Genomic DNA, 22,596 nt, shown 5'->3' on the forward strand with positions numbered 1-22,596 from the left:
GGCATTTGTTTATTACCTGCACATTAAGAAATTGCTATAGTTAATTTATTTCTGTAAACTAAGGAAGAATAAGCTGACGGTTGATAATGTTGAATGGGGACGCGACGTGATGGAGCATATTATCAAAATGTTTTCGAATTTAACTGTAAGGCGTTTTTCTATCCTTATCCTTATTGTTCTATTAGTAATCGCTTTAAGGGACATGCTTAATCTAGTGCTCTTAACATTTTTAATGGCATTCCTTATGAGCAGTATTCAAAATTTTCTGACTAGAAGGCTTAGTAGATACATTAAGGTTAATAGTAAAGTCATTCTCATTTTGCTATATCTAATTATGATTACTGTATTCGTTGTTTCAATTATTAATTACTTACCGAAGGTATTTGTTCAAATCTTGCAATTAAAAGAAATTCTGGTCGGGCTAACGAATTTGCCCGTACCTCAAGATGAAGCTTCTCGGTATCTATATAAAACTTTAAAGGATTTAAACTTACAAGCCTATGTTAAGCAAGGATTTGAATATATTCTTAGAATTAGCAATTGGGGAACCACTTTTATTTTAGCAATGATCTTAAGTTTCTTCTTCATCCTGGAGAGGAAAAGAATCGTTGCCTTTACTTCCAGATTAAGAGAAAGTAAAATTTCTTGGCTATACAAAGAATTGGAATATTTCGGTCAGAAGTTCGTCTTATCTTTTGGCAAAGTTATCGAAGCACAACTCCTAATCGCCCTTTTTAATACGGTGTTTACAGTGATTGGTCTTTGGATACTTGGCTTTCCTTATCTTTTTGCGCTAGGCATTATGATTTTCCTGCTTAGTTTAATTCCCGTAGCGGGCTTTCTTATTTCTTTACTTCCTTTAGGCATCATTGCCTTTAATTTAGGCGGATATCTGATGGTGATCTATGTGATCTCTATGATCATGGTGCTTCACTTCCTGGAAGGGTATTTCTTAAATCCCAAACTGATGTCTTCCAAAATGAATCTTCCGATGTTCTACACGTTCATTATTCTGATTTTCTCTGAGCATTATCTGGGTACATGGGGTTTAATCGTAGGTATTCCTATCTTTATTTTCTTGTTGGATATTATCGATGTAGATACAGCCAAAAAAGTGGACTGATCCTGTGACTATGACATAAACGACCCAAAGACACCCTCACAGGTGTCTTTTTTCATTTCTCCACATCCCCTTACTTACGCCAACGTTACTAACTGACAACTTTTTCAGTTCTTATGCAGCTTTTCCTTTGCCTGTATAATAACAAGTGTAAGTAAAACAGTGGATGGAGGACTGAAGATGAACAATAGAACTCTTGGAAAAACGGGACTGCAGATATCAGAAATCGGATACGGCGCATGGGGAATCGGTAAAACGGCTTGGATCGGCGCTTCCGATGAGGAATCCATTCAAGCACTGAATCGTTCGATTGAGCTGGGCTTGAATTTTATTGATACAGCTTTGGGCTATGGCGATGGCCACAGTGAACGACTTGTCGGGCAAGTGGTGAAAGCCCACGATAAGCCGATTTATGTGGCAACCAAAATCCCTCCAAAAAATAGACAATGGCCAGCACGTGATGGCGTGCCTGTGGAAGAGACTTTCACGGCAGAGCATGTTATTGCGAGCACAGAGCAAAGCTTACGCAATCTCGGCCTAGAGACGATTGATGTGCAGCAGTTCCACGTCTGGTCGGACGAGTGGGTAGGTCAAGGAGACTGGCTGGAAGGGATCCGCAAGCTGAAAGAGCAAGGTAAAATCCAGCATTTCGGCATCTCGATCAACGATCATCAACCGAACAATGCGCTCAAGCTGATTGAAACGGGGCTCGTGGATACGGTGCAGGTTATTTATAACATTTTCGATCAAAGTCCGGAAGATCAATTGCTTCCTGCCTGTGCAGAGCACAATGTTGGCGTTATTGTCAGAGTTTCGCTGGATGAAGGCGGTCTGACGGGGCGCATTACACCGGACACGACGTTTAGCGAAGGTGATTTCCGCAATAGCTATTTCCGAGGCGATCGCAAGCAGCAGGTGTATGACCGCGTTCAGCAAATAACGGCTGATTTGGATATTTCGGTCGAGCAAATGCCGGAAATTGCACTGCGCTATGTGTTGAGCCATCCTGCGGTATCAACGGTCATTCCGGGCATGCGCTCCGTACGAAACGTGGAGTCTAATATGCGTGTTGGTGACGGCCAGGGCCTGACCAAGGAACAACTTGAGAAGCTGAAGGCGCATCGCTGGATTCGGGATTTTTATAGAGGCTGATTAGACCTAAGGAGGATGACGGATTCATGGAGAAAAAACGGATCATTGTAACTGGCGGCAGCGGCAAAGCGGGTCAGTGGATTTTAAAGCATTTTGTAGAAAATAATTATGATGTCATTAATTTAGATGTGAAGGCTCCAGCTGAGCCGATCTGCCGGACGATTATTACGGACCTTAATGATTTGGGGCAGGTACATAATGCACTTTCGCAATTCAGTACTGGCAGTCGGAAAGAGGTTGCGGGAATTGTGCATTTTGCTGCTATCCCTCAAGCTTACACGCATACCAATGAGGTCTGTTTCCGCAATAATGTGATGAGCACATACAATATTCTGGAGGCGGCGGCCAACTTGGGCGTCAAGAAGGTTGTGCTCGCGTCGAGTGAGTCGTCGTATGGGATCTGTTTTGCCAGCGAGTTCTTCGAGCCTCAGTATATTCCGATCGATGAAGAGCATCCACAATTGCCGGAGGACAGCTACGGCTTGTCCAAGGTGGTGAACGAAGTCACTGCTCAGGCGTTCAATCGACGTACCGGCATGCAGGTGGTCAGTTTCCGCTTAGGCAACATTCTTGTTCCGGAGAGCTATGAGCAGCTAAAAGCTAATTTCGATAATACGGACGCACGTTTGCGTATTCTGTGGTCTTACATCGACGCAAGGGACGTAGCTTCTGCTTGTCTCAAAGCAATTGAGGTCGATGGACTTGGCGCTGAAGCGCTAATCATTGCAGCAGATGATAGCTCGTCGGATCGGTTAACTCGGGATTTAGTGGCGAAGTACCTTCCCGGTGTGAAAGAAATTCGCTCCTCGCTTGAGGGAAGAGCTTCTCTCATTTCCAACGCGAAGGCGAAAAGATTGTTGGGCTGGGAACCACAGATTAAGATAATGGAGCAGTGATGAGTGCGGCCAATCCTTTGGGATTGGTCGTTTTTTTATTAGCCGGAGCAGGCTGCAGGTGTTAGTTTGTGTGGGGATGATTTCAAGCAAGCACCGTTTTAAGCACCGCGGACTGTGATATAATGGTAATAATAGAGGTGCAGGAGGGGTTTTATGAACTTCGATAATATTGATCGTTTGAAAAAAGAATTGGATGAACTCAGACCTCTGCCTGCGGCTGCTTTGAGAAATTTGGATGAGGTTTACCGAATCGAGTGGACGTATAACTCTAATGCAATTGAAGGTAATACACTGACTCTTCTGGAAACTAAACTTGTTCTTGAAGAAGGATTAACCATAGGCGGTAAAAAGTTACGGGAGCACTTTGAGGTTGTTAACCATTCAGAGGCGATATATTATGTGCAAGATGTTGTACATAGGAATATAGAATTGACTGAGTATGTCGTTAAATCTATTCATCAATTAGTGCTTAAAAATATTGAAGATGAGAACGCTGGCCGATATCGGATGATTAACGTTTTAATATCAGGCTCACAGCATGTCCCTCCGCACTTTACCGTGCTTTCCAGTAAGATGGAGCACCTAATGGAGTGGTACAATGATCATAAAGATACTATACATCCCGTTGAACTAGCTGCAGAGTTTCACTTCCGATTTGTTTATATTCATCCTTTTTCTGATGGTAATGGACGTACAGCGAGACTACTAATGAATTTAATTTTAATGAAATTCGGATTTCCTCCTGCCATAGTGAAAGCAGCAAATAACGATCGTTTAAAATACTATGAGACTTTAGAAATAGCTAGCATAAATACAAATCTACAACCATTCGTGCAATTAATTGCTGGGTGTGTAGAAGAGAGCTTGCAGAGATACATTGGTGCGGTCAAATGACCTAAAAAGGAGAACCCATGAAAGAAAAAATCTCATACACATCTATCGATGAGTACATCGCTGCCTTTCCACCAGAGATTCAGGAGATCCTCCAGAAGTTAAGAGAAGTGATCAAAGAGTCAGCCCCAGACGCCAAAGAAAGGATCAGTTATGCGATGCCTACATTTGAGCAGCATGGGAATTTGGTGCATTTTGCAGCTTTTAAAAATCATATCGGATTTTACCCTGCACCGGATGGAATTAATCAATTTCAAGATGAGGTAGCAGAGTACCATGCGTCAAAAGGAACTTTGCAATTTCCACTTGGAAAGCCGATACCTTATGAGTTGATCAGCCGGATTGTGAAGTATAGGGTTGCTCGGAATTTGGAAAAGGCGAAGAGTGGGAAAAAGAAGTGAATGGTTTTATTAGTTTAAAATAAATAATTCATGTATTGAACTAAGAAGTCGCACAGGGATGTGCGGCTTTATTTAGTTTGTACTAATATTAATCAAAATTTTATGAATTTAGACAAAAAACTACAATTAAATTCGTTTTGATTTAGTATACTTCAATAGAATGTGATGCCCAAATGGAAGTGAGGATAACGAGATAATATAGATTTGAACTATTTTTCCTAAGATAAATTAAGAGGAGTGTTAAGAGTATGTCGCATAGATTAGTACTATTTATTAGTAAGGTTTCATTGTTTGTTATCATGGGACTAATGATTTTTCCGATTATTTCAAACGCTTTAAACGTATATGTTCCCTCTTCAATTACATATAATCCTGCTACAGGAAGAGTTACTGGAACAGTGTATTCCTACGAATCGCAAATTCGTGTTGACTTTCGAAATCGATTCGGTGGTCTGTTAAACACGGTTGGAACATACTCACCAGATAGTGTCGTGAATGGTTACGAGCCTACTATGAAAATTAACCAGTTTAATATTGATGCTATAACGGGTACAAATTATAACCCACAAACTATTAACATTGAAACAAAAACTTACAATGATTTTGATAAAATCTCAGAAGCATCAGGTATATATAGCTACTTTGGTGAAAGTGGCATATTAAAAAATTTTGTAATAGGTTTACCTGAAACCATGTATACGGGTGTCAACAATGTTCCATTCACACAATATATAGGAGGCAGTACAGCTTATTACGGAAATCCATTTCAAAAAGAAGGATATACCTACATGGGAGGTTTTGATATTAAACCCTGCCAAATAACTTCCTCTAACCCCGCTATTGCTAGTATTAGTGATTATGGTCAAATTACAACGAGAGCTCCTGGAAGTACGATAATTACAGCCGTGTGTAATGGGATCAGTCGTTCTCAAGATATTAAGGTCATGGAAGGATCATACAAAGGCTTGACCATGCCGTTTCCATTCGACGTATACGTGAAAGGGTATGATAACAACTATTTCATGGTCAACGCTTATGATCAAAATGGAGTTCCCCAAGATGTAACTCAATATGCTTCTTATTCGTATTCGAAGAACTCGATTCTTAGCATTGATCCGGCTAATCATAAAGCTATTGCTACGGCTGAGGGCTATACAGTAATAACAGCTACTTATAAGGATTTAACCGCTTCTACACCCGTTATGGTGGTTGGAAACAGTGATCCTAATATTGCTTATACCGCTTACTCAACGAATACTCAGGCCACATTGATGAATAAAAACTTCGATGCAGGAACGACTATTCGTCCTGAACTATTAGCGTATAAGCTTGATAAACAGGCGTATACAGATGTTACAAGTGAAGCAATTTTTGTTTTGGAAGATGATAATAAAGGAGTTGTTAACCGAGATCACTCCATCACGTTAACTACTTCAGGACCAATAACAATCATTGCAATTTATAAGAATCATTATGAAAAGTTATATGTAAATCCACTTAAACTCACTTCTGTTAAGTTCAGTGCGGATCGGTACACCGTAAATGCAGGTGAGAACCTTGACACCGTTCTACTGGCAACTTATTCGGATATGACAAAAAAAGATGTTACAAATGCTGCACACTACACCACATCAAATCCTAATGTGGTAAAAATTAATCAGAATGGTGTCATAACAGGGAATAAGCCTGGTATTGCTCAAATCGCAGCTGTCTACCTTTCGAATGATGGAGGATTTTATACAAATACTGAAGTGGAAGTTCGTCCGGCTCCAGGGCCAGTTGATACCGTGTCTCCAGAATGGCCAGCTAACACGACTACAAGTGCGACAGACATCACTTCAAGCAGCGCTACCTTACATTGGACTGCAGGAACTGATAACGTTGGTATCACAGGTTATAAGTTGTACACAGTAAGCAATAGTACGTATAGTGAGTTGGTTTCAATATCAGGCACGACAACTCGCTATAATTTAACTAAATTAAGTTCGAATACGGATTACAGGTATGCGCTTAAGGCTGTTGATGCAGCAGGAAATACAAGCGAATATAGTCCATTTATAGATATCCATACCTCTGCCAGTGTAGGCGGTGGAGGTGGCGGCGGCGGAGGCCCAACAGGCCCAACCGAATCCTTCAAGTGGGAAATCGTCAACAAAAATGGCGCAATCCGTGTCACTTCGAGCATCACGCCAGATCAGCTTAAGAAGCTAGTAGAAGATCAAACCAAATCAGGTAACAATGAAATTCCTATCGATTTAAAGACAAGTGCTGATGGCTACGACTTCCAGATGAATGCTGGCCAAATCAATGAGATTACGAATAAGCAAGAAGACGCTATTTTAGTTTTCAATACAACCGTAGGGACAGCGAGAATCCCTTTTGATGTGTTGCAAGAAGCATTGAAAGCTAACGGCGGAAAAGACTGGATGAATCTTAGAATTAGCGTTGATAAGCTCCCACTAGCTGACCAACAGAATCTGCAGAAAATGATTGCTTCAAATGGGGGAGAGAGCGTAGGTCAAGCTCTATCCTATGAACTTTCGCTTCTGAACGACAGCAATAGCCTGATTACTACCATTGATTCCTTTTCTGAATTTGTTGGGCATGTGATTCTTTTGCCAAAAGATTTCAAATTAAACCCTGGTGAGAAGTTAAACGGAGCTGTATGGGATCCTGCATCGAGAACGTTGATTTCCGTGCCCATGACCGTGACTTTGGATAAGGACGGTAAGCCGGCATCCGCAACACTTTGGAAGAAAGGGAACTCCATCTATACGGTTTATAAATCGCAAAAGCAGTTCGCCGATGTAAAAGAGGACTATTTTGCCAAAGATGACATTGAGACTTTAGCGGCTAGCAACGTGATTCAAGGCTTTGAAGATGGGTCCTTCCGCGCTGACGCGAGTGTAACCCGTGCGGAGTTTGCGACACTTTTAGTTAGAGGCTTGGGTATGAAGATAGTTAGTAGCATAGATAAAGGATTTTCAGACGTGAGCGATGCAGATTGGTTTAGTCAAGCAGTCTATACGGCAGTAGGCGCGGGTCTCATTAGTGGGTATGAGGATGAAACCTTCCGTCCAGCGCAAAGTATTACGCATCAAGAAGCGATTACGATGATTAGCAATGCGCTGAAATTCATTAATGCTGCTACGAAATTAAATGATTCAGAGCGAGCTCGATATGCACAGCGCATGAGTGAATTGTCTTTGCAGGTTGATGAGTGGGCAAGCGATGCTGTCGCTATGGCTCTGAAACGTAATATTTTGAATGCAAGCAATGGATTCTCTTTTGAAAAGGATGCCAAGACTACGCGTGGGCAGACCGCTCTATTGATTAATAAGCTGCTTCAGAATGCGGCTTGGCCAAAGTAATGAACATATTTGTCTCATTCATCGCATATCCATTAACAAAAGCATAAAACAGGCAAAGGTGCCTCAGGTCCAAGAACGTCGAGCGTTCTCCGAACCGAGGCATCTTTTTGCTTTCATCACTGAAGCGAAGAGGTGAAAGGGGTGGCCCCTCACGTAAACGCACAACCGATACGCGCCGTACCGCTCGCCGTCCGGATCATCCCGAACGTCGACGCCGGGCTCGCGCAGCAGCTAGAGCTGAAGCCGGGCATCCGCAGCCTCGGCCTACTTACTTCTTCCATCGACGATGTAGGTTACACCGCAATCGATGAAGCAACGAAGAACGCAGCGGTAGAGGTAGTGTATGCCCGCTCGTTCTATGCAGGATCAGGACATGCGTCGGGGCCGCTGTCCGGCGAATTTATCGGCATCATCGGCGGCGCCTCGCCGGACGAAGTGCGAAGCGGGCTGGATGCCGCTATCCAAGTGATGCAGACCGGCGCTTGCTTCTACGCGCTGAATGCCGACGCCACACATGCGTATTATGCGCATGTCATTTCCCGCACGGGTTCGTACCTCTCCAAGGAAGCGGGAGTCCAAGAAGGAGAACCGCTTGCTTACTTAATCGCTCCTCCGTTAGAAGCCATCTACAGCCTGGATGCGGCACTTAAAGCCGCTGATGTGCGCTTGTGCAAATTCTACGGCCCTCCGACGGAGACGAATTTTGCGGGAGGATTACTGACAGGCAGCCAATCGGCTTGTGCGGCAGCGGCAGAAGCTTTTGCGGAGGCCGTTCAAACTATCGCTAGAGATCCGAAAAAAATAGGCTAGCAGGAGGCAGGTGTCTGAAATGATGGAACAAAAGCTAGCCTTGGGCATGATCGAAACCTACGGCTTGCCGGCATTGATTGCCGCCGCCGATGCTGCAGCGAAAACGGCGGATGTGAAGGTCACGATGTACGAGAAAGTGGATGCCGGCATCGTAACGGTTTATATCTGGGGCGATGTGGCAGCAGTCAAAGCGGCTGTAGACGCTGGCGCAGAAGAAGCGAAGCGGGTGGGTAAGCTGCTCGGCGTACAAGTGATTCCGCGTCCTGATCCTTCCGTCTACAAGATGCTGCAGAGTGCCCAAGAGAAGGAGCAAGCCGTACGATCAGCACCAGAAGCACCCAAGCAGGAAGCGCCCCCTGCCACCAAGAACTGGAGCAAAATGACGGTCGCCCAGCTCAGAGAGCTCGCCCAAAGCATGCCAAAGTTCCCTCTGGCCGGACGAGATATTCAGCTGGTTAGCAAAGCGGAGCTTGTCCGACTCTTCACGGAGCTGCCCTCTGAAGGAGGAGGTCCGCCGACATGAAGCTGGACAGCGATTTGCAAGCCATACAGGAGGTCCGCAACTGCCTTCAAGAAGCGAAGGCAGCTCAGAAGCTTCTGGAAAAAATGACGCAGCCACAAATCGATGCGATCGTATTCGCCATGGCGGAAGCGGCGGAGCAGCACGCTGAGCGGCTCGGCGCTATGGCTGTCCACGAGACGGGCTTCGGGAAAGTCGCCGATAAAAAGGCGAAGAATTTGTTCGTCGCGCGGGACATTTATGCAGCGATAAAGGACATGCAAACGGTTGGAATCATCCGCAAGGACAACGCCAAGCAGGTCTGGGAAATCGCCCAGCCCGTCGGAACCATTGCAGCAATCATTCCCTCAACGAACCCGACTTCTACGGTGCTGTTCAAATGCCTGATCGCGCTGAAAGCACGCAACGCGATTGTGATCTCCCCGCACCCGTCAGCGCTTCGCTGCTCGCAAGAGTCAGCCGCCGTCATGCGGGTTGCGGCAGAGAGTGCGGGAGCCCCGCCGGGGCTCATTCATTGCCTCTCGCATCCTTCTTTGGAGGCTAGCGGGGAGCTCATGCGGCACCAGCTGACGGATCTCATCTTGGCTACAGGCGGAACCGCCATGGTGAAGGCCGCCTACAGCTCCGGCAAACCCGCCTATGGTGTCGGGCCTGGCAATGTGCCAGTGTACATCCACCAGAGTGCTAACATCCCAAATACGGTGAGCCACATTTTGCAGAGTAAAACCTTCGACTACGGCACGATCTGCGCTTCAGAGCAAGCACTTGTGGTGGATCAATCTATCAAACCACGCCTAATTCAAGAATTACAGCGACAAGGCGCCTATTTCCTCAACGAGCAGGATAAACAAAAGGTCTCCTCTCTCCTCACCGTAGCGAAGGGAATGAATCCGCAAGTAGTCGGCCGATCACCGCAGGCCATTGCGAGCAAAGCGGGTATCACCGTCCCGGATAGTGCGCAAATTTTGATCGCGGAAGAGTCGGAGGTCGGGCACAACTACCCTTTTTCCATGGAGAAGCTATGTCCAGTCCTTGCCTTATACACGGTGAACGACTGGCAGGAAGGCTGCCAAACTTGCATTGAGCTGTTAACACTCGGCGGCTTAGGCCATACGCTCGGCATTCATGCTGAGGATCAATCGGTTATCGAAGCTTTCGGACTGGAAAAGCCGGCATCACGCATTGTCGTCAACACGGGAACAACGTTCGGCGGTATTGGTGCTACGACTGGGATTTTCCCCTCCATGACACTCGGGTGTGGAACTTTCGGTAATAACATTACATCGGATAATATTGGGCCGCAGCATTTGCTGAACATCAAGCGGGTTGCTTTTGGTATTAAAGAAATGCCCGTGCCTAAGGAGCCTGTGACGACGAATACTGACCCTAACCATGTCGCGAGCCAAGTGGCGGATAGCCTAATCAAAGCGAATCAGCTCGGCATTACGCGCGAGGAAGTGGCTCAGATCATCAGAAAGGTCCTTACCGATATGCAATTGTCTTAATCCAAGGAGGAGAGCGCAATGGCAGGTGAATTGGCCGCATTAGGTTTAGTGGAAACGAGAGGTTTGGTAGGTTCAATTGAAGCAGCGGATGCGATGGTGAAGGCGGCGAATGTCAGATTGGTGGGGAAAGTGCATGTAGGCGGCGGGCTGGTGACCGTGATGGTCAGGGGAGATGTTGGTGCCGTCAAAGCAGCCACGGATGCAGGGGCAGCAGCTGCGGAGAAGGTGGGAGAGCTGGTTTCGGTGCATGTGATTCCCCGTCCGCACTCAGACATTGAGTTCATTCTTCCTAAGCTTGAAGGGTAAAATATGGCTCTCATTACGGAAACGTATCTGCGCGCACAACTGATCAAAGGGTTGGCCAACCCTTTCCCAGTCACAGAGGGGGATAAGCTGACCCCGGCAGCCGCCGATTTCCTGAAGGAGCGCGGAATTCCTTTGCTGCGTGTGGCACCCGTACCATCCGGACCTTCGTCTATGCAGTTCATCCCTGTTGGAGTATCCAATAGGCACGTGCACCTCGCACCAGATCACATCGAGGCGCTGTTCGGCAAGGGTTACAAGCTGACGCCATTGCGCGAACTCTCCCAGAAGGGGCAATTTGCTGCTCGTGAAACCGTGACACTCAAAGGTCCGCACGGCAGCCTTTCTAACGTCCGCATTCTTGGCCCTTCACGTGGCGTGACGCAAGTGGAGATTTCGCGCACAGACGGATTCGAGCTTGGCGTTCATCCGCCGATTCGTCTCTCCGGCGATCTTGCAGGCACACCAGGAATTACCCTGGTGGGGACTGTAGGAACGGTCGTTTTATCCCAAGGGCTGATTATAGCCAAAAATCACGTGCATGCATCCCCGGATGAAGCCCAGTCTATGCGCCTGAATCACGGGGACCACATTTTGCTGCAAGCGATGGGGGAGCGGCCGCTTATTTTTGCCGATGTGATCGTGAGGGTGAGCCCGAAGTATTCACTGGATTTCCATATTGATCGAGATGAGGCGAATGCAGCTCATGTAAGTACAGGCGATACGGTTCAGATCATCCATAAGAATGCTGAAGGGAGGCTGCGCTAGGTGGAGATCAAGCAAATGGTCGAGGCGATCGTTCGTGAGATGTTGAGCCAGCAGGTTAAAAGGCCGAAGGTGCTCTACCTGTTTTATGACAGCACCTCGCATGAGGCCTTCACTGATCATTTTATAGCATTAAATATTCACGGCATTGACCATGATCTAATGTTCCTGGACGGCGAAGCCTCCTGCTGGCTCGGCAAGCACAAGATTGAATGCGGAGGAAGAGGCCGTACAATTGCCTCTGATGAGTTCGCTCCCGCCCCCATTGAGGTGCCGCTTGCGTACGAAGGCGTCGTGATTCCAGAAATCGATCTGGATAATGCGGCCAGAGCAGCCCTTGGTATGAAAGGGACGATCGTCTCGGAGATCATTTTTTCTACGCTGGTTCAAAATAAATTTGTCCTCATCGGTGAGGATATCTCAGGATTGAAAAAGGCGGACCGCCGGACGCTCCAAGCGCTGACACTGCCAACCGCGTATCGCAATCTTTTTGATTATTACAAAATGGAGCTCCAAATGTACGGCGTCGAGTTCGCCCCCACCAAAGAACTTGCCGAAAAAGTCGTGGGCAAAATTCGTAATGAAAAAGCTGAGGCTGATCTCAAAGCCGAGCTTGAGCCTTCCCTACCTGGGAAATCTGAAATTTCTGCGCAACCAACATCAGCCCTCGTCTACGAAGGAAAGCTAATCTCCGCAGAATGGGTCACACGGGAGATCCGAAATCTTTCATTCCGCTCCCTGCAAATTAGCAGCCAAACAATCATCTCCGCACTAGCGCACGACATGCTGAAGGATAGAGGCATCACAATCGAATATATAGCCGAAAGGTGAGGTCTTATGTTTTACGGTAAAGTCATTGGCAGTGTATGGGCTACGCAAAAGGAAACAGGTATGGATAACTTAAAGCTGCTCGTGATCCAGCCGATGGATTTCAATGGCAACGAAGCGGGCACGCCGATAATTGCCGCAGACCGCATTGGAGCAGGTGTTGGCGAACGTGTGATCGTCTCCCGAGGCAGTCCAGCCCGAACCTTGTTTACGGATAAAATGGTACCCATCGATGCCATGATCGTCGGCATTGTCGATAGCTTCGAGGTCACGAAGGAAGCCGAGGAGGAAGCATGGAAGAGCAGAAGATGAGAGTGATTCAGGAATATGTCCCTGGCAAGCAGCTGACACTGGCTCATGTCATTGCCAATCCAGATCCGGTTTTGTATACGAAGCTCGGCATCGAGGAGCGCAGTGCGATTGGGATTCTCACGCTGACTCCAACGGAGACGGCTATCATCGCAGCGGACATTGCAACCAAAGCAGCTGACGTAGGCATCGGCTATTTGGACCGATTCACAGGCTCACTGGTGCTCACGGGAGAAGTAGCTGCCGTGGAGATGGCGATTGCTGCTGTGAATGTGTTTTTGCTGGAGAAGTTGAAATTTTCGACAGCACCGATCACGAGGTCATAACGCTATGAAAAAAGTGATGATCATCGGTGCCGTCGGCGCAGGCAAATCAACGCTGATCAAAGCCTTATTCGGGGAGTCCCAGCCCGCATCCAAAACGCAAAGCCTCATCTACCGTGACTGGGTCATCGATACTCCTGGCGAATACAGCGAGAACCCGCTGTATTATCGCTCATTAATGGCGACCTCGCACGAGGCCGCAGCCGTTCTGCTGGTTCAGGATGCAACGCGGGGCAGGAATTATTTCCCTCCTGGATTTGAACAAGGCTTTGCTGTACCAGCTTTAGGGGCTGTCACCAAAATTGATCACCCCCAGGCAGATATCGATCATGCCATCGAACTTCTGAGGCAGGCGTTGCCGGAAGGCGAAATCTTTCTAACGTCCGCTGCTTCGAACGAGGGTATCACCCAGCTAAAAGATAGGCTTATGCAAATCGTACGCTCTTGATCCTAAAGTGAAGAGGGATTGCACCATGGCGTCCATTATGGAATTGTGCAGCAAGTATACGCTTTTGAGCAAAGAAGATGTCCAAACCATTCAAGAGATGGCAGTTCATCTCCAACTATTTGCCGATGTATCGGAATCCGACGTCTTTATAGACTGTCCGCTCCCTGACCAAAGTACGGCGCTCGTCGTGGCTGAGGCACATCCCTCCAGAGGCTCCTCTTTATACAAAACGTCAGTCGTAGGTCAGTATGCTTTTGTGCAAAATGAGCCCGCCGTCATGTTCTGCCTGCTTTCCGGCCAATCCGTGATCGGCTCACGGGGTATTTCGCAGGAGCAGATTGCCATTCAGCAAAATGTCGTGCCGATTCGCTCCAGAAGCGGCCAAGTTATCGGCGCACTCATCATGGAGAAAGACATTTCCGAGAAACTTGAGCAGGAGAAGAATGTGACTCGATTAATGGAGACAACGGAACAGCTAAGCGAAACGCTGCTTAGTGTGGCCATGTCGCAGGGGAGCATGCAGTCGCTGATGCATGAAGGCGTCATTGTTTTTGATGATAGGGAGCGGGTCACTTACACGAATCCGCGTGCGCTCGACATGCTGAAGGAAATCGGTCACACGACTGAGGCAACTAACGATTCCTCAATAACCCAGTTGTTTTATGGGAAATTGACGGTGCTTGGCCGCTCAGGCCTCATCCAGCAGGAACTGCAGATCGGATCTATAACCTTCGAGCTCAAGGCCATGTCCATTTACCGGGAGCAGCGGGAGGTAGGCGGGATTATTTTGCTGCGCGATATTTCGGATATGAAAGAGAAGGAGAAGCAGCTGATCATCAAATCGGCGGTCATCAAGGAAATCCATCATCGTGTGAAAAATAATTTGCAAACCGTATCCAGCTTGCTCCGCCTGCAGATGCGCAGAACGAAACACGAAGAGGTCGAGAGGGTGTATCGCGACAGCATCAACCGCATTAATTCAATCGCTGTCATTCATGAAATGCTTGCATTCGAAGGACTGGAGACGATCCATTTTAACGAGGTCGTTGACCGTATTATGAAGAACATCATTTCCTCCTCGTCCAAACCGGATCAGACAATCGTCCCGACGATTTCTGGGGATGAGCTCATTTTACAGTCCGATGCGGCCACGACGCTTGCGCTTGTTGTTAATGAACTTGTGCAGAACTGTGTGCTGCATGCTTTTGGAGAGAGGCGTACTGGGCATATTGAAGTTTCTCTGCAGCATCAAGACGCCTTCGCTCGGGTTCGGGTGTCAGATAACGGCATTGGCTTCAAAGCGGCGAATCATTCGGAGCGGAAAGGGCATCTGGGCTTGAAAATTACAGAGACACTAGTGGAAGAAAATCTCGGCGGCGTTCTCCATATCATGACGGATGAGCGAGGGACTGAAGTACAGCTTACCTTTCCGATAGCGAGAATGCAGTCTAAGGAGGACGAATCGCCATGAGAAATGCCATCGTCGTCGTCGATGATGATCCCATCATTCGCATGGATATCCGTGAAATGCTGGAGGAGGGCGGTTATTTCGTTGCAGGCGAAGCCAAAAATGGCGAGGAAGCGATTGAGCTTATCGCTCGCGTGAAGCCAGATTTGGCCATTATGGATATCAAAATGCCCATCATGAACGGCATCAAAGCCTCTCATATTATCCGCAAGCTGCAGCAGGATACCTCAGTGCTGCTCCTGACTGCTTACAGTCAGAAGGAGCTCGTGAAGGATGCGCGCGAGGCGGGTGTGGCTGCTTTTCTGGTCAAACCGGTGTCGGAGGAAGATCTGCTGCCAGCTGTTGAGATTGCTTTGAGCCAGAAGGAGAAGATGGACTCGCTGAAGCAGGATATCAAACTTCTCAAGCAATCCATTGAGGAACGCAAAAGCATCGAAAAAGCGAAAGGCCTCGTCATGCAGAGGCACACCCTGAGCGAAGAGGAGGCCTATGCCAGAATGCGCGAAGTGAGCATGGCGGCCCGCATCCCGCTTGCGAGGCTGGCAGATCATATTCTGCGGGATGGGGCCGAGGCCTTGGCAGGCGCGGGTGAACGGAAATATGGCTGACCAATGGATGACGAGTGTCGGCCTCGATATTGGAACAAGCACGACGAAGCTGGTGATTTCCCGGCTGAAAATCGTGCGCTCCTCTGGCGTGCTCAGCCTGCCGCGCTTTCAGATTGCGGAGCGGGAGCTGCTGTACGCAAGCCCGATTTACAGCACTCCGCTGCTGAGCAGCGATGAGATCCACACGGAGCGTATTTGGGCCATCGTGGCTCAGGAGTACGAGCAGGCTGGTATCCGGCCAGCGGATATCAAATCCGGCGCCGTCATCATAACGGGCGAGACGGCGAACAAAACCAACGCGCAGCACATCCTCCACCTGCTCGCGCAGCGAGCGGGAGATTTCGTCGTCGCGACAGCTGGCGCGGATCTCGAAGGGCTGCTCGCTGGCAAAGGCGCCGGCGCAGAGCAGCGCTCCTTGCAGCTTCGAGGCGCGGTCGCCAACATTGATATCGGCGGCGGGACGGCGAATGCGGCGATTTTTCATCGAGGCAAGCTGCTCGGCACGGTGGCCTTTCATGTCGGCGGCAGGCTGATCCGGATCGATTCGACCGGCACGATCCTTGAGGTGTCGCCGTCGATACGCCCTTGGCTGCAGAGCGCTGGCTACACCGTTCAGCCGGGCGACAGGCTGAGCCTGCCGCAGCTGAACGAGATCTGCAGGGCCATGTGCCGCTGCATCATGGACTATTTAAGCGGCCGCGATTCATGCGCGGAGTTAGCGGCTCTAATGATCGGACCACCGCTAGCCGCCATCCCTTCTATAGAAGAGTGGATGGTCTCCGGCGGCATAGGTCAGCTTATGACGCAGATGCCGCCTCAGAGTTTGACTGACGCGGCGCTGCACCAAGATATCGGCCCGCTGCTCGCTCGCGCCTGGAAAGAACTGGCCGCTGAGTACCCCGTGCGCCAGATCCAAGCGGATCAGACGGTTAGAGCGACCGTCATCGGCGCTGGGATGCAGAGCACGGAGATCAGCGGCGCTACGGTGCATTTGGATGCATCGCTGCTGCCGATTCGCAACCTGCCCGTGCTCAAGCTTGAGCTTTCGCCGCAGCTGCTAGTCCAAGGCGGTGGGCTTGCAGAGCAGTTTGATACCCTCATGAGAAGTGGCGGAAGCTTATTCTCTCTAGATCGTTCGCCTCCGTTTGGCCTTGCGTTATCAGGAACGCACCACCTAACCTATCCAACCCTTCAATACATAGCCGATCAGCTGTACGCGAGTTTTACTCATCATTTTCCTCATAGCGAAGCTATGGTCGTCATTTGTGAAACGGATGTTGCCAAGGCGCTCGGCCAATCCCTCTCAAGACGCTGCGCTCAGCGCCTGAAAGTCATTTGCATCGATCAGATCCGTGTGGAGCACGGGGATTATATCGATTTGGGTGAGCCGATCTCCGGCATCATGATTCCCGTAGTGGTCAAAACATTAGCCTTCCAAGCTAAAGGCAGAGGGGAGGAGAGCCATCTATGAATTTGAAAACGACACTGCTCGGCACGACCTTTCAATTCAAGGATTTGAAGGAAGTGATGGCCAAAGCGAATGAAGAGAAGTCCGGCGACCAGCTCGCGGGCATTTCCGCGCAGGATGCGAAGGAAAGAATCGCCGCCAAAGAAGTGCTTGCCGATTTGACGCTGGCGGATATTCGCAACCATCCTCTGCTGTCTCCAGAAACCGATGAAGTTTCACGGATTATCGAGGATGCTTTGAATGAGAAAATCTATGCCGAGGTGCGGAATTGGACGGTGGCTGAGCTGCGAGAGCATTTGCTGCGGCAGGAGACAGGGAATCAGGAAATCCGCCGGATTTCCCGGGGGCTAACGAGTGAGATGGTGGCCGCAGCTGCTAAACTGATGACGAATCTGGATCTGGTGCAGGCTGCCTCCAAGATGGAAGTGACGAGCCATTGCAACATCACCATCGGTCAAAAAGGCGTACTAGCCGGAAGGGCTCAGCCCAATCATCCTACAGACAATATTCAGGGCATTAAGGCGGCCCTTTTTGAAGCATTAAGCTACGGGATCGGCGATGCGGTGATTGGCATCAATCCCGTTATTGATTCGGCCGATAGCGTGAAGCACATTTTGCAGATGACCAAAGAGGTCATGGAGAAATGGCAGATCCCTACGCAGAACTGCGTTTTGGCGCATATCAAGACGCAGATGCGCGCTATTCGTCAGGGCGCGCCTGCGGACATGGTGTTCCAAAGCTTGGCGGGATCGGAAGAGGGCAATAAAGCTTTCGGCATCGACGTCGCGCTGCTGGATGAAGCGGATGAGCTCATCATGCGGGAGGGCACGGGGACGGGACCGAATCTGTGGTATTTTGAAACCGGCCAGGGCTCTGAGTTATCCGCGGAAGCGCATCACGGTATCGATCAGGTCACGCTGGAGTCGCGCTGTTACGGGCTTGCCCGAAAATATAAGCCGTTTATCGTCAATACGGTGGTTGGTTTCATTGGGCCTGAGTATTTATATGACAGCAAACAGGTTATTCGCGCCGGGCTGGAAGACCATTTCATGGGCAAGCTTCAGGGGCTGCCGATGGGGGTGGATGTTTGCTACACCAACCACATGAAGGCGGATCAGAATGACATGGACAATTTGGCTGTGCTGCTTTCCGCTGCAGGCGTCAATTATTTGATCGGTGTAGCCATGGCCGACGACTGTATGCTCAACTATCAGTCGACCAGCTATCACGATATCGCTACTTTGCGGGAATTAATGAGGCTGCGGCCGGCTCCGGCTTTTGAACAATGGCTGATTCGAATGGGCATTATGGAAAATGGCCGACTAACGCCACTTGCGGGAGACCCGAGTTTATTTATGTGAAGGAGGTGTACCGATGAACCATGCTGTCCCCATCGATGCGCTGGTTGATATGGTGATGGCAGAGCTAGAGAAGAAGCTATCCATTCCTGTATCCAAAGGGGAAGAGTCCCCGCCGTCTGATCCTCCAGATTTAACTGTTCCGGCAAACGAAGAGCCGCAGTCGCATGTGCCGAGTCCCAAATGGGAGGAGGGGATGAGCGAACTGCTGTCCAGCACACCATCGCGAATCGGCGTTTGGCGGGCGGGCACGAGGGCGCTGACCAAAGAGGTGCTGAAATTTCGCCGTGACCATGCAGCAGCTGTCGATTCCATCTATGGCCAAGCGAGTCCAGCGCTTTTGGACCAATTCGGTTTATTTGCCGTAGAAACGCGCTATGAGAACACGGAAAACTACTTAAAGCGCCCCGACATGGGACGTATTGTTACAGAGGAGGGAATCGCCCTTATTCAGCAAAAATGCAAGATGCAGCCACAGGTGCAGATCGTTGTGTCTGATGGGCTAAGCGCCAACGCAGTAGATGCGAATCTCGCCGATGTATATCCTTCGCTTCTTGACTCGCTAAGTGCTTATAAGTTATCCACAGGTACTCCGTTTTTTGTGCGAGGCGGCCGGGTGGCCGTGATGGATCATATTGGTGAAATCTTGCAGCCGGATGTACTCGTGCTTTTGATCGGAGAACGCCCTGGGCTTGTTTCGTCCAAATCTTTAAGTGCCTACATCTGTTACAGACCGCGGAAAGGCACGGTAGAGAGCGACCGCACAGTCATTTCCAATATTCATCGCGGGGGCACACCTCCACTGGAAGGCGGCGCGCATATCGGCACCCTCGTACAGAAAATGCTCGAACAAAAGACGAGCGGCGTTAACCTTGAAATCTGAATCTGAACAAGCAAGTCATTCGGTGAAGGAGGTGGGGCGGAATGGGACTGACGATTGGCATCGTCATTGTTGTGATCACGTGTTTGTTTGCAGGGTGGATCGTTAGTATCGCGAACAAGAGCATTCGGGAGTTCGATGAGAGCAAGCATGAAAGCTTCTTGGGGAAATGAATCGTGGCTGTACCAATCGTATGGAATGGATGAGGAGGAATTAAGATGAGCTTATCTTCCAATCATCAGGACAAAGACAAAAGTGATTTGAACAAGTTCGGTTATGCCCAGGAGCTGCTGCGCAGTATGGGTGGGTTTTCCAACTTTGCGATCTCATTCTCCATCATTTCCATTCTGACTGGCGCTGTATCTCTGTACGGTCACGGATTAACCTACGGCGGAGCGGGCATGATGGGCTTCGGCTGGCCAATCGTCGCGTTTTTTGTGATGTGTGTTGCGGCTGTCATGGCTGAGCTGGCCTCGGCCATTCCGACGGCAGGCGCTTTGTACCACTGGGCTGCGATCCTGAGAAACAAACGCTGGGGCTGGTACACCGCCTGGATCAACCTCATCGGCCAAATCGGCATCGTCGCCGGCATCGACTATTCCGTCGCGTTGTTCGCTGATCCTCTGATCGCTAGCGTCTTCGGTTATGAATCCAGCAATACAACGGTGTTGATTTGCTTCTCGGTCATTTTGCTTACGCATGGCATCCTCAATCACATCGGTATTCGGATCGTTGCGAAGCTCAACGACTTCTCCGCCTGGTACCACATCGCTGTGGTGGCGGTGCTGGTCCTGTCTCTGGCCTTTTTCACCAAAGGCAGCCTAAACCCGGTCTCGTACCTGTTCCAAGTAGGCGAAACCTTTTCCGATAAACCTTATATGTTTGCTTTTTTGATCGGACTTTTGCAGGCACAGTGGACCTTTACGGGCTATGACGCTTCGGCGCATACCATTGAAGAAACGATTAATCCGCGTGTGCGCGCGCCTTGGGGGATTTTCACATCCGTCGCGTATTCATTTGTTATTGGTTTCATCATGCTCGCCTTTGTCACCTTGTCCATCAAGGATGCTAGTGCGGCTGCTGGTTCCAGTAATGCGTTCATCTATGTGATCAGCGAAGCGCTTGGCGGTACGTTTGGTTCTGTCATTTTGTGGCTAGTCACCGCTGCGATGTGGTTCTGCGGACTTGCGTCCATCACCTCTTTTTCCCGCATGATGTATGCTTTCTCTAGGGATCAAGGGATGCCGTTAAGCACACAATGGGCGCAAATTTCCAAAAAATATCGGACCCCGGCCAAAGCCATCTGGCTGGCCATCATTCTCTCCTTCCTTCTTGCTTTCATCGACTATCTCATCAAAATGGTGAACCCCGATGCCACGTACACAACGATAGCGTTCTTAACAGCGGTTAGTGTTGTAGGTCTCTATGTCGCCTATGGCATTCCCATTTACCTGAAGCTCCGGGCCAAAGCCGAAGGAAGATTTCAAGATAAGCATCTCGGGCCTTGGAATCTCGGAAAATACAGCAATGTGATCTCGTTTGTCGCGCTGATCTGGATTCTCTTTATTTGCGTCATCATGGTCATCCCTCCGAACCAAATGGCCGGTTATGCCGTAGCGGGAATGCTCATTCTCTTGGTCATTATGGATTTGTCCTACTATAACAAGCACTTCCTTGGCCCGCAGGCTGCTCTTAACAAGTCTATGGAGGAGATTTTGCGCCGGGAAAAAGAGTTAGAATAGACTTCATCCTACTTGGTTTAGCCTTTGATAGATTTGGGCATCCTTTTACTAGAGTTGTAGATTCTAGTGAAGAGGTGCCTTTTTATATGCAGAAAAATTGGATTAACGCCATTCTTGCAGTTGCTATTATCGGCATTATCTTTGGCTGGGTTCGTCATGCAGATGCTCGCAGCGGGCAAGAAGCGCTTCAACTTTTGAACACTGTGAAACCGTACATGATGAATGAGCAGCAAATTGCTTTCAAATATACGGGCTATTACGGAACTTGCGATGGCAGCGACCTTAACATCCTCCATACCGGCCAAAAGCTCTCCCAAGCCTTCAATATTCCGCAAGCAGATCAATTAAGCGAGTCCAACTCCCATGCGGTGTATTCAGCACGTACGGAGATTGCTCCTGGTGCAGTCGCCACCTTAACAGTTGCAAGTCCAGCCGGATCCAATGGCTGCTATACCGTGCTGAAATTAGATGCATCTGAACAAGCAGATCAATATGAGCTTATGAATTGGCAAGAGCAAGCTGGCGATCAATTAAAGAAACTAGGCATCGAGGGACAATGGAATGTGATGGTGCAAAGCTATGTTAACGAGCAAGAGCAAGTACTGTCAGGGAAAAATAGTGCCAACGATTTGGCTCATGCAGTAGCGCAAGCTTTTAAAGGCACAATAGTAGAGAGTTATAGTGATTCAAAGACGATTAGCTTGTCTTTGGCTTCTGATGCGTTTCAAACTTCCATCCAAAGCGGAAACCAAACAGTGAATATGCAGCTTGCTCTGCATCAGGACTCAACGACAGGCAAGTGGCGGCTGACAGCAGGCACACCGATTATCACTATGGAGTACTAGTTCTCTATACATATATGAAATGCAAATAACGTTAAGGAGTGAAGAGATGTCAACGATTATGAAACCAGTCATTCCAAGTGTTATTGCCGAGTCCATTGAAAGGTTGCGACGAGAAGGATGGGCAGACGACGATTTCTTCAACTTTCCGAGGTATGATGATGAATTACCGGAGGCTCGCATTCTGTTTCATTTCTTTCGAAATAATCGCGTAACGTTCGCCGCGGCAATCGTCAACAGCTATACCGTATATGAGGGATAAAAGGTGACTGTAACACTTGCTCTAGGGGCAGGTGTTCTTTCGTTAAAAAAATGAAAAAAAATAGTTGCATTCCACTTGTTGGACATGTTATATTGTCATTCCGGCCGCAAGAATGCCGCGAAATAAGCAAGAAAATGCAGCTCGAAAAAAGAAATAAAAAAAGAGTTGCACAATGAAAAATAGTATGGTATATTACTTTTCGCTGCTTCGGTAACACGGCAGAGAACGAAAGTAAATTGATCTTTGAAAACTGAACAACGAGTGAGTAAGCACAGTCGAGTAATCGACTTAAAAGAGATGAATAATCTCGCTAGCAAGTCAATGAG

At 48.6% G+C, this 22,596-nt stretch carries 24 protein-coding genes; all 24 read left to right on the forward strand.

Annotation, left to right across the window (positions count from 1 at the left end; translation table 11 throughout):
- Positions 1-127 precede the first annotated feature (127 nt).
- The 24 genes from GQF01_RS00850 (at position 128) to GQF01_RS00960 (ending at position 22,270) form a co-directional block, all read left to right on the forward strand.
- Complete coding sequence (locus GQF01_RS00850) at positions 128-1,123, forward strand: AI-2E family transporter (protein WP_407945381.1); 996 nt, start codon at positions 128-130, stop codon at positions 1,121-1,123.
- A gap of 177 nt (positions 1,124-1,300) precedes the next feature.
- Positions 1,301-2,272: an aldo/keto reductase gene (locus tag GQF01_RS00855; RefSeq protein WP_161404858.1), complete on the forward strand. Its 972-nt coding sequence runs from the start codon at positions 1,301-1,303 to the stop codon at positions 2,270-2,272.
- Between the two features lie 26 nt (positions 2,273-2,298).
- Positions 2,299-3,168 (forward strand): NAD-dependent epimerase/dehydratase family protein, encoded by an 870-nt coding sequence (locus GQF01_RS00860; protein WP_161404860.1) that lies wholly within the window; start codon positions 2,299-2,301, stop codon positions 3,166-3,168.
- A gap of 153 nt (positions 3,169-3,321) precedes the next feature.
- On the forward strand, positions 3,322-4,062 hold the full coding sequence (locus tag GQF01_RS00865) for a Fic family protein (RefSeq protein WP_161404862.1): 741 nt from the start codon (positions 3,322-3,324) through the stop codon (positions 4,060-4,062).
- 17 nt (positions 4,063-4,079) lie between these two features.
- Positions 4,080-4,460, forward strand: coding sequence for an iron chaperone (locus GQF01_RS00870; RefSeq protein WP_161404864.1), 381 nt, complete (start codon positions 4,080-4,082; stop codon positions 4,458-4,460).
- A gap of 248 nt (positions 4,461-4,708) precedes the next feature.
- The gene (locus GQF01_RS00875) at positions 4,709-7,831 is read left to right on the forward strand and encodes an S-layer homology domain-containing protein (RefSeq protein ID WP_161404866.1); all 3,123 of its coding nucleotides are present in this window, start codon (positions 4,709-4,711) and stop codon (positions 7,829-7,831) included.
- Between the two features lie 141 nt (positions 7,832-7,972).
- Positions 7,973-8,641: an ethanolamine utilization microcompartment protein EutL gene (gene eutL, locus GQF01_RS00880; protein WP_161404868.1), complete on the forward strand. Its 669-nt coding sequence runs from the start codon at positions 7,973-7,975 to the stop codon at positions 8,639-8,641.
- Positions 8,642-8,660: 19 nt separating this feature from the next.
- The gene (locus GQF01_RS36795) at positions 8,661-9,164 is read left to right on the forward strand and encodes a BMC domain-containing protein (RefSeq protein WP_328803374.1); all 504 of its coding nucleotides are present in this window, start codon (positions 8,661-8,663) and stop codon (positions 9,162-9,164) included.
- Positions 9,161-10,666 carry an acetaldehyde dehydrogenase (acetylating) gene (locus GQF01_RS00890; RefSeq protein ID WP_161404870.1) on the forward strand — a complete coding sequence of 502 codons (1,506 nt, stop codon included), beginning with the start codon at positions 9,161-9,163 and terminating at the stop codon, positions 10,664-10,666. Before GQF01_RS36795 ends, GQF01_RS00890 begins: the two co-directional genes overlap by 4 nt.
- A gap of 18 nt (positions 10,667-10,684) precedes the next feature.
- A complete protein-coding gene (locus tag GQF01_RS00895) occupies positions 10,685-10,972 on the forward strand; it encodes a BMC domain-containing protein (RefSeq protein WP_145668697.1) in 288 nt (95 codons plus the stop codon).
- Between the two features lie 3 nt (positions 10,973-10,975).
- On the forward strand, positions 10,976-11,737 hold the full coding sequence (gene pduL / locus GQF01_RS00900) for a phosphate propanoyltransferase (protein ID WP_161404872.1): 762 nt from the start codon (positions 10,976-10,978) through the stop codon (positions 11,735-11,737).
- A complete protein-coding gene (locus tag GQF01_RS00905; RefSeq protein ID WP_161404874.1) occupies positions 11,738-12,565 on the forward strand; it encodes a hypothetical protein in 828 nt (275 codons plus the stop codon).
- Between the two features lie 6 nt (positions 12,566-12,571).
- Positions 12,572-12,874: a EutN/CcmL family microcompartment protein gene (locus GQF01_RS00910; RefSeq protein WP_161404876.1), complete on the forward strand. Its 303-nt coding sequence runs from the start codon at positions 12,572-12,574 to the stop codon at positions 12,872-12,874.
- Complete coding sequence (locus GQF01_RS00915; RefSeq protein WP_161404878.1) at positions 12,856-13,197, forward strand: BMC domain-containing protein; 342 nt, start codon at positions 12,856-12,858, stop codon at positions 13,195-13,197. The genes GQF01_RS00910 and GQF01_RS00915 overlap by 19 nt, the downstream gene beginning before the upstream one ends.
- Positions 13,198-13,201: 4 nt before the next feature.
- Positions 13,202-13,642 (forward strand): EutP/PduV family microcompartment system protein, encoded by a 441-nt coding sequence (locus tag GQF01_RS00920; protein WP_161404880.1) that lies wholly within the window; start codon positions 13,202-13,204, stop codon positions 13,640-13,642.
- 25 nt (positions 13,643-13,667) lie between these two features.
- On the forward strand, positions 13,668-15,113 hold the full coding sequence (locus GQF01_RS00925; RefSeq protein ID WP_161404882.1) for a sensor histidine kinase: 1,446 nt from the start codon (positions 13,668-13,670) through the stop codon (positions 15,111-15,113).
- The gene (locus GQF01_RS00930) at positions 15,110-15,718 is read left to right on the forward strand and encodes an ANTAR domain-containing response regulator (RefSeq protein WP_161404884.1); all 609 of its coding nucleotides are present in this window, start codon (positions 15,110-15,112) and stop codon (positions 15,716-15,718) included. Before GQF01_RS00925 ends, GQF01_RS00930 begins: the two co-directional genes overlap by 4 nt.
- A gap of 7 nt (positions 15,719-15,725) precedes the next feature.
- Positions 15,726-17,189 carry an ethanolamine ammonia-lyase reactivating factor EutA gene (locus tag GQF01_RS00935; protein WP_235958725.1) on the forward strand — a complete coding sequence of 488 codons (1,464 nt, stop codon included), beginning with the start codon at positions 15,726-15,728 and terminating at the stop codon, positions 17,187-17,189.
- A complete protein-coding gene (locus GQF01_RS00940; protein WP_161404888.1) occupies positions 17,186-18,547 on the forward strand; it encodes an ethanolamine ammonia-lyase subunit EutB in 1,362 nt (453 codons plus the stop codon). Before GQF01_RS00935 ends, GQF01_RS00940 begins: the two co-directional genes overlap by 4 nt.
- Positions 18,548-18,560: 13 nt before the next feature.
- Complete coding sequence (gene eutC, locus GQF01_RS00945) at positions 18,561-19,427, forward strand: ethanolamine ammonia-lyase subunit EutC (protein WP_161404890.1); 867 nt, start codon at positions 18,561-18,563, stop codon at positions 19,425-19,427.
- A gap of 41 nt (positions 19,428-19,468) precedes the next feature.
- Complete coding sequence (locus tag GQF01_RS36555; RefSeq protein ID WP_268894311.1) at positions 19,469-19,597, forward strand: hypothetical protein; 129 nt, start codon at positions 19,469-19,471, stop codon at positions 19,595-19,597.
- Positions 19,598-19,642: 45 nt separating this feature from the next.
- Positions 19,643-21,166, forward strand: a complete 1,524-nt coding sequence (locus GQF01_RS00950; protein ID WP_161404892.1) for an amino acid permease — start codon at positions 19,643-19,645, stop codon at positions 21,164-21,166.
- Positions 21,167-21,252: 86 nt separating this feature from the next.
- Positions 21,253-22,011, forward strand: a complete 759-nt coding sequence (locus GQF01_RS00955) for a YwmB family TATA-box binding protein (protein WP_161404894.1) — start codon at positions 21,253-21,255, stop codon at positions 22,009-22,011.
- A 46-nt stretch (positions 22,012-22,057) separates the two neighbouring features.
- Entirely contained in the window at positions 22,058-22,270 is a 213-nt protein-coding gene (locus GQF01_RS00960) for a DUF1642 domain-containing protein (RefSeq protein ID WP_161404896.1), read from the forward strand.
- Positions 22,271-22,596: the final 326 nt, after the last annotated feature.

Source organism: Paenibacillus silvestris (genome assembly GCF_009882985.1).
In the GTDB taxonomy this organism is placed as follows: domain Bacteria; phylum Bacillota; class Bacilli; order Paenibacillales; family NBRC-103111; genus Paenibacillus_E; species Paenibacillus_E silvestris.

Bases quoted from the DNA above. Each gene is read 5' to 3' on its own strand.
- GQF01_RS00910 (WP_161404876.1), top strand. From the start codon at position 12,572: ATGTTTTACGGTAAAGTCATTGGCAGTGTATGGGCTACGCAAAAGGAA.
- GQF01_RS00930 (WP_161404884.1), top strand. From the start codon at position 15,110: ATGAGAAATGCCATCGTCGTCGTCGATGATGATCCCATCATTCGCATG.
- GQF01_RS00915 (WP_161404878.1), top strand. From the start codon at position 12,856: ATGGAAGAGCAGAAGATGAGAGTGATTCAGGAATATGTCCCTGGCAAG.
- pduL (WP_161404872.1), top strand. From the start codon at position 10,976: ATGGCTCTCATTACGGAAACGTATCTGCGCGCACAACTGATCAAAGGG.
- GQF01_RS00895 (WP_145668697.1), top strand. From the start codon at position 10,685: ATGGCAGGTGAATTGGCCGCATTAGGTTTAGTGGAAACGAGAGGTTTG.
- GQF01_RS00870 (WP_161404864.1), top strand. From the start codon at position 4,080: ATGAAAGAAAAAATCTCATACACATCTATCGATGAGTACATCGCTGCC.
- GQF01_RS36795 (WP_328803374.1), top strand. From the start codon at position 8,661: ATGATGGAACAAAAGCTAGCCTTGGGCATGATCGAAACCTACGGCTTG.
- GQF01_RS00950 (WP_161404892.1), top strand. From the start codon at position 19,643: ATGAGCTTATCTTCCAATCATCAGGACAAAGACAAAAGTGATTTGAAC.
- GQF01_RS00935 (WP_235958725.1), top strand. From the start codon at position 15,726: ATGACGAGTGTCGGCCTCGATATTGGAACAAGCACGACGAAGCTGGTG.
- GQF01_RS00960 (WP_161404896.1), top strand. From the start codon at position 22,058: ATGTCAACGATTATGAAACCAGTCATTCCAAGTGTTATTGCCGAGTCC.
- GQF01_RS36555 (WP_268894311.1), top strand. From the start codon at position 19,469: ATGGGACTGACGATTGGCATCGTCATTGTTGTGATCACGTGTTTGTTT.
- GQF01_RS00890 (WP_161404870.1), top strand. From the start codon at position 9,161: ATGAAGCTGGACAGCGATTTGCAAGCCATACAGGAGGTCCGCAACTGC.
- GQF01_RS00920 (WP_161404880.1), top strand. From the start codon at position 13,202: ATGAAAAAAGTGATGATCATCGGTGCCGTCGGCGCAGGCAAATCAACG.
- GQF01_RS00865 (WP_161404862.1), top strand. From the start codon at position 3,322: ATGAACTTCGATAATATTGATCGTTTGAAAAAAGAATTGGATGAACTC.
- GQF01_RS00850 (WP_407945381.1), top strand. From the start codon at position 128: ATGTTTTCGAATTTAACTGTAAGGCGTTTTTCTATCCTTATCCTTATT.
- GQF01_RS00875 (WP_161404866.1), top strand. From the start codon at position 4,709: ATGTCGCATAGATTAGTACTATTTATTAGTAAGGTTTCATTGTTTGTT.
- eutC (WP_161404890.1), top strand. From the start codon at position 18,561: ATGAACCATGCTGTCCCCATCGATGCGCTGGTTGATATGGTGATGGCA.
- GQF01_RS00860 (WP_161404860.1), top strand. From the start codon at position 2,299: ATGGAGAAAAAACGGATCATTGTAACTGGCGGCAGCGGCAAAGCGGGT.
- GQF01_RS00855 (WP_161404858.1), top strand. From the start codon at position 1,301: ATGAACAATAGAACTCTTGGAAAAACGGGACTGCAGATATCAGAAATC.
- GQF01_RS00955 (WP_161404894.1), top strand. From the start codon at position 21,253: ATGCAGAAAAATTGGATTAACGCCATTCTTGCAGTTGCTATTATCGGC.
- GQF01_RS00925 (WP_161404882.1), top strand. From the start codon at position 13,668: ATGGCGTCCATTATGGAATTGTGCAGCAAGTATACGCTTTTGAGCAAA.
- GQF01_RS00940 (WP_161404888.1), top strand. From the start codon at position 17,186: ATGAATTTGAAAACGACACTGCTCGGCACGACCTTTCAATTCAAGGAT.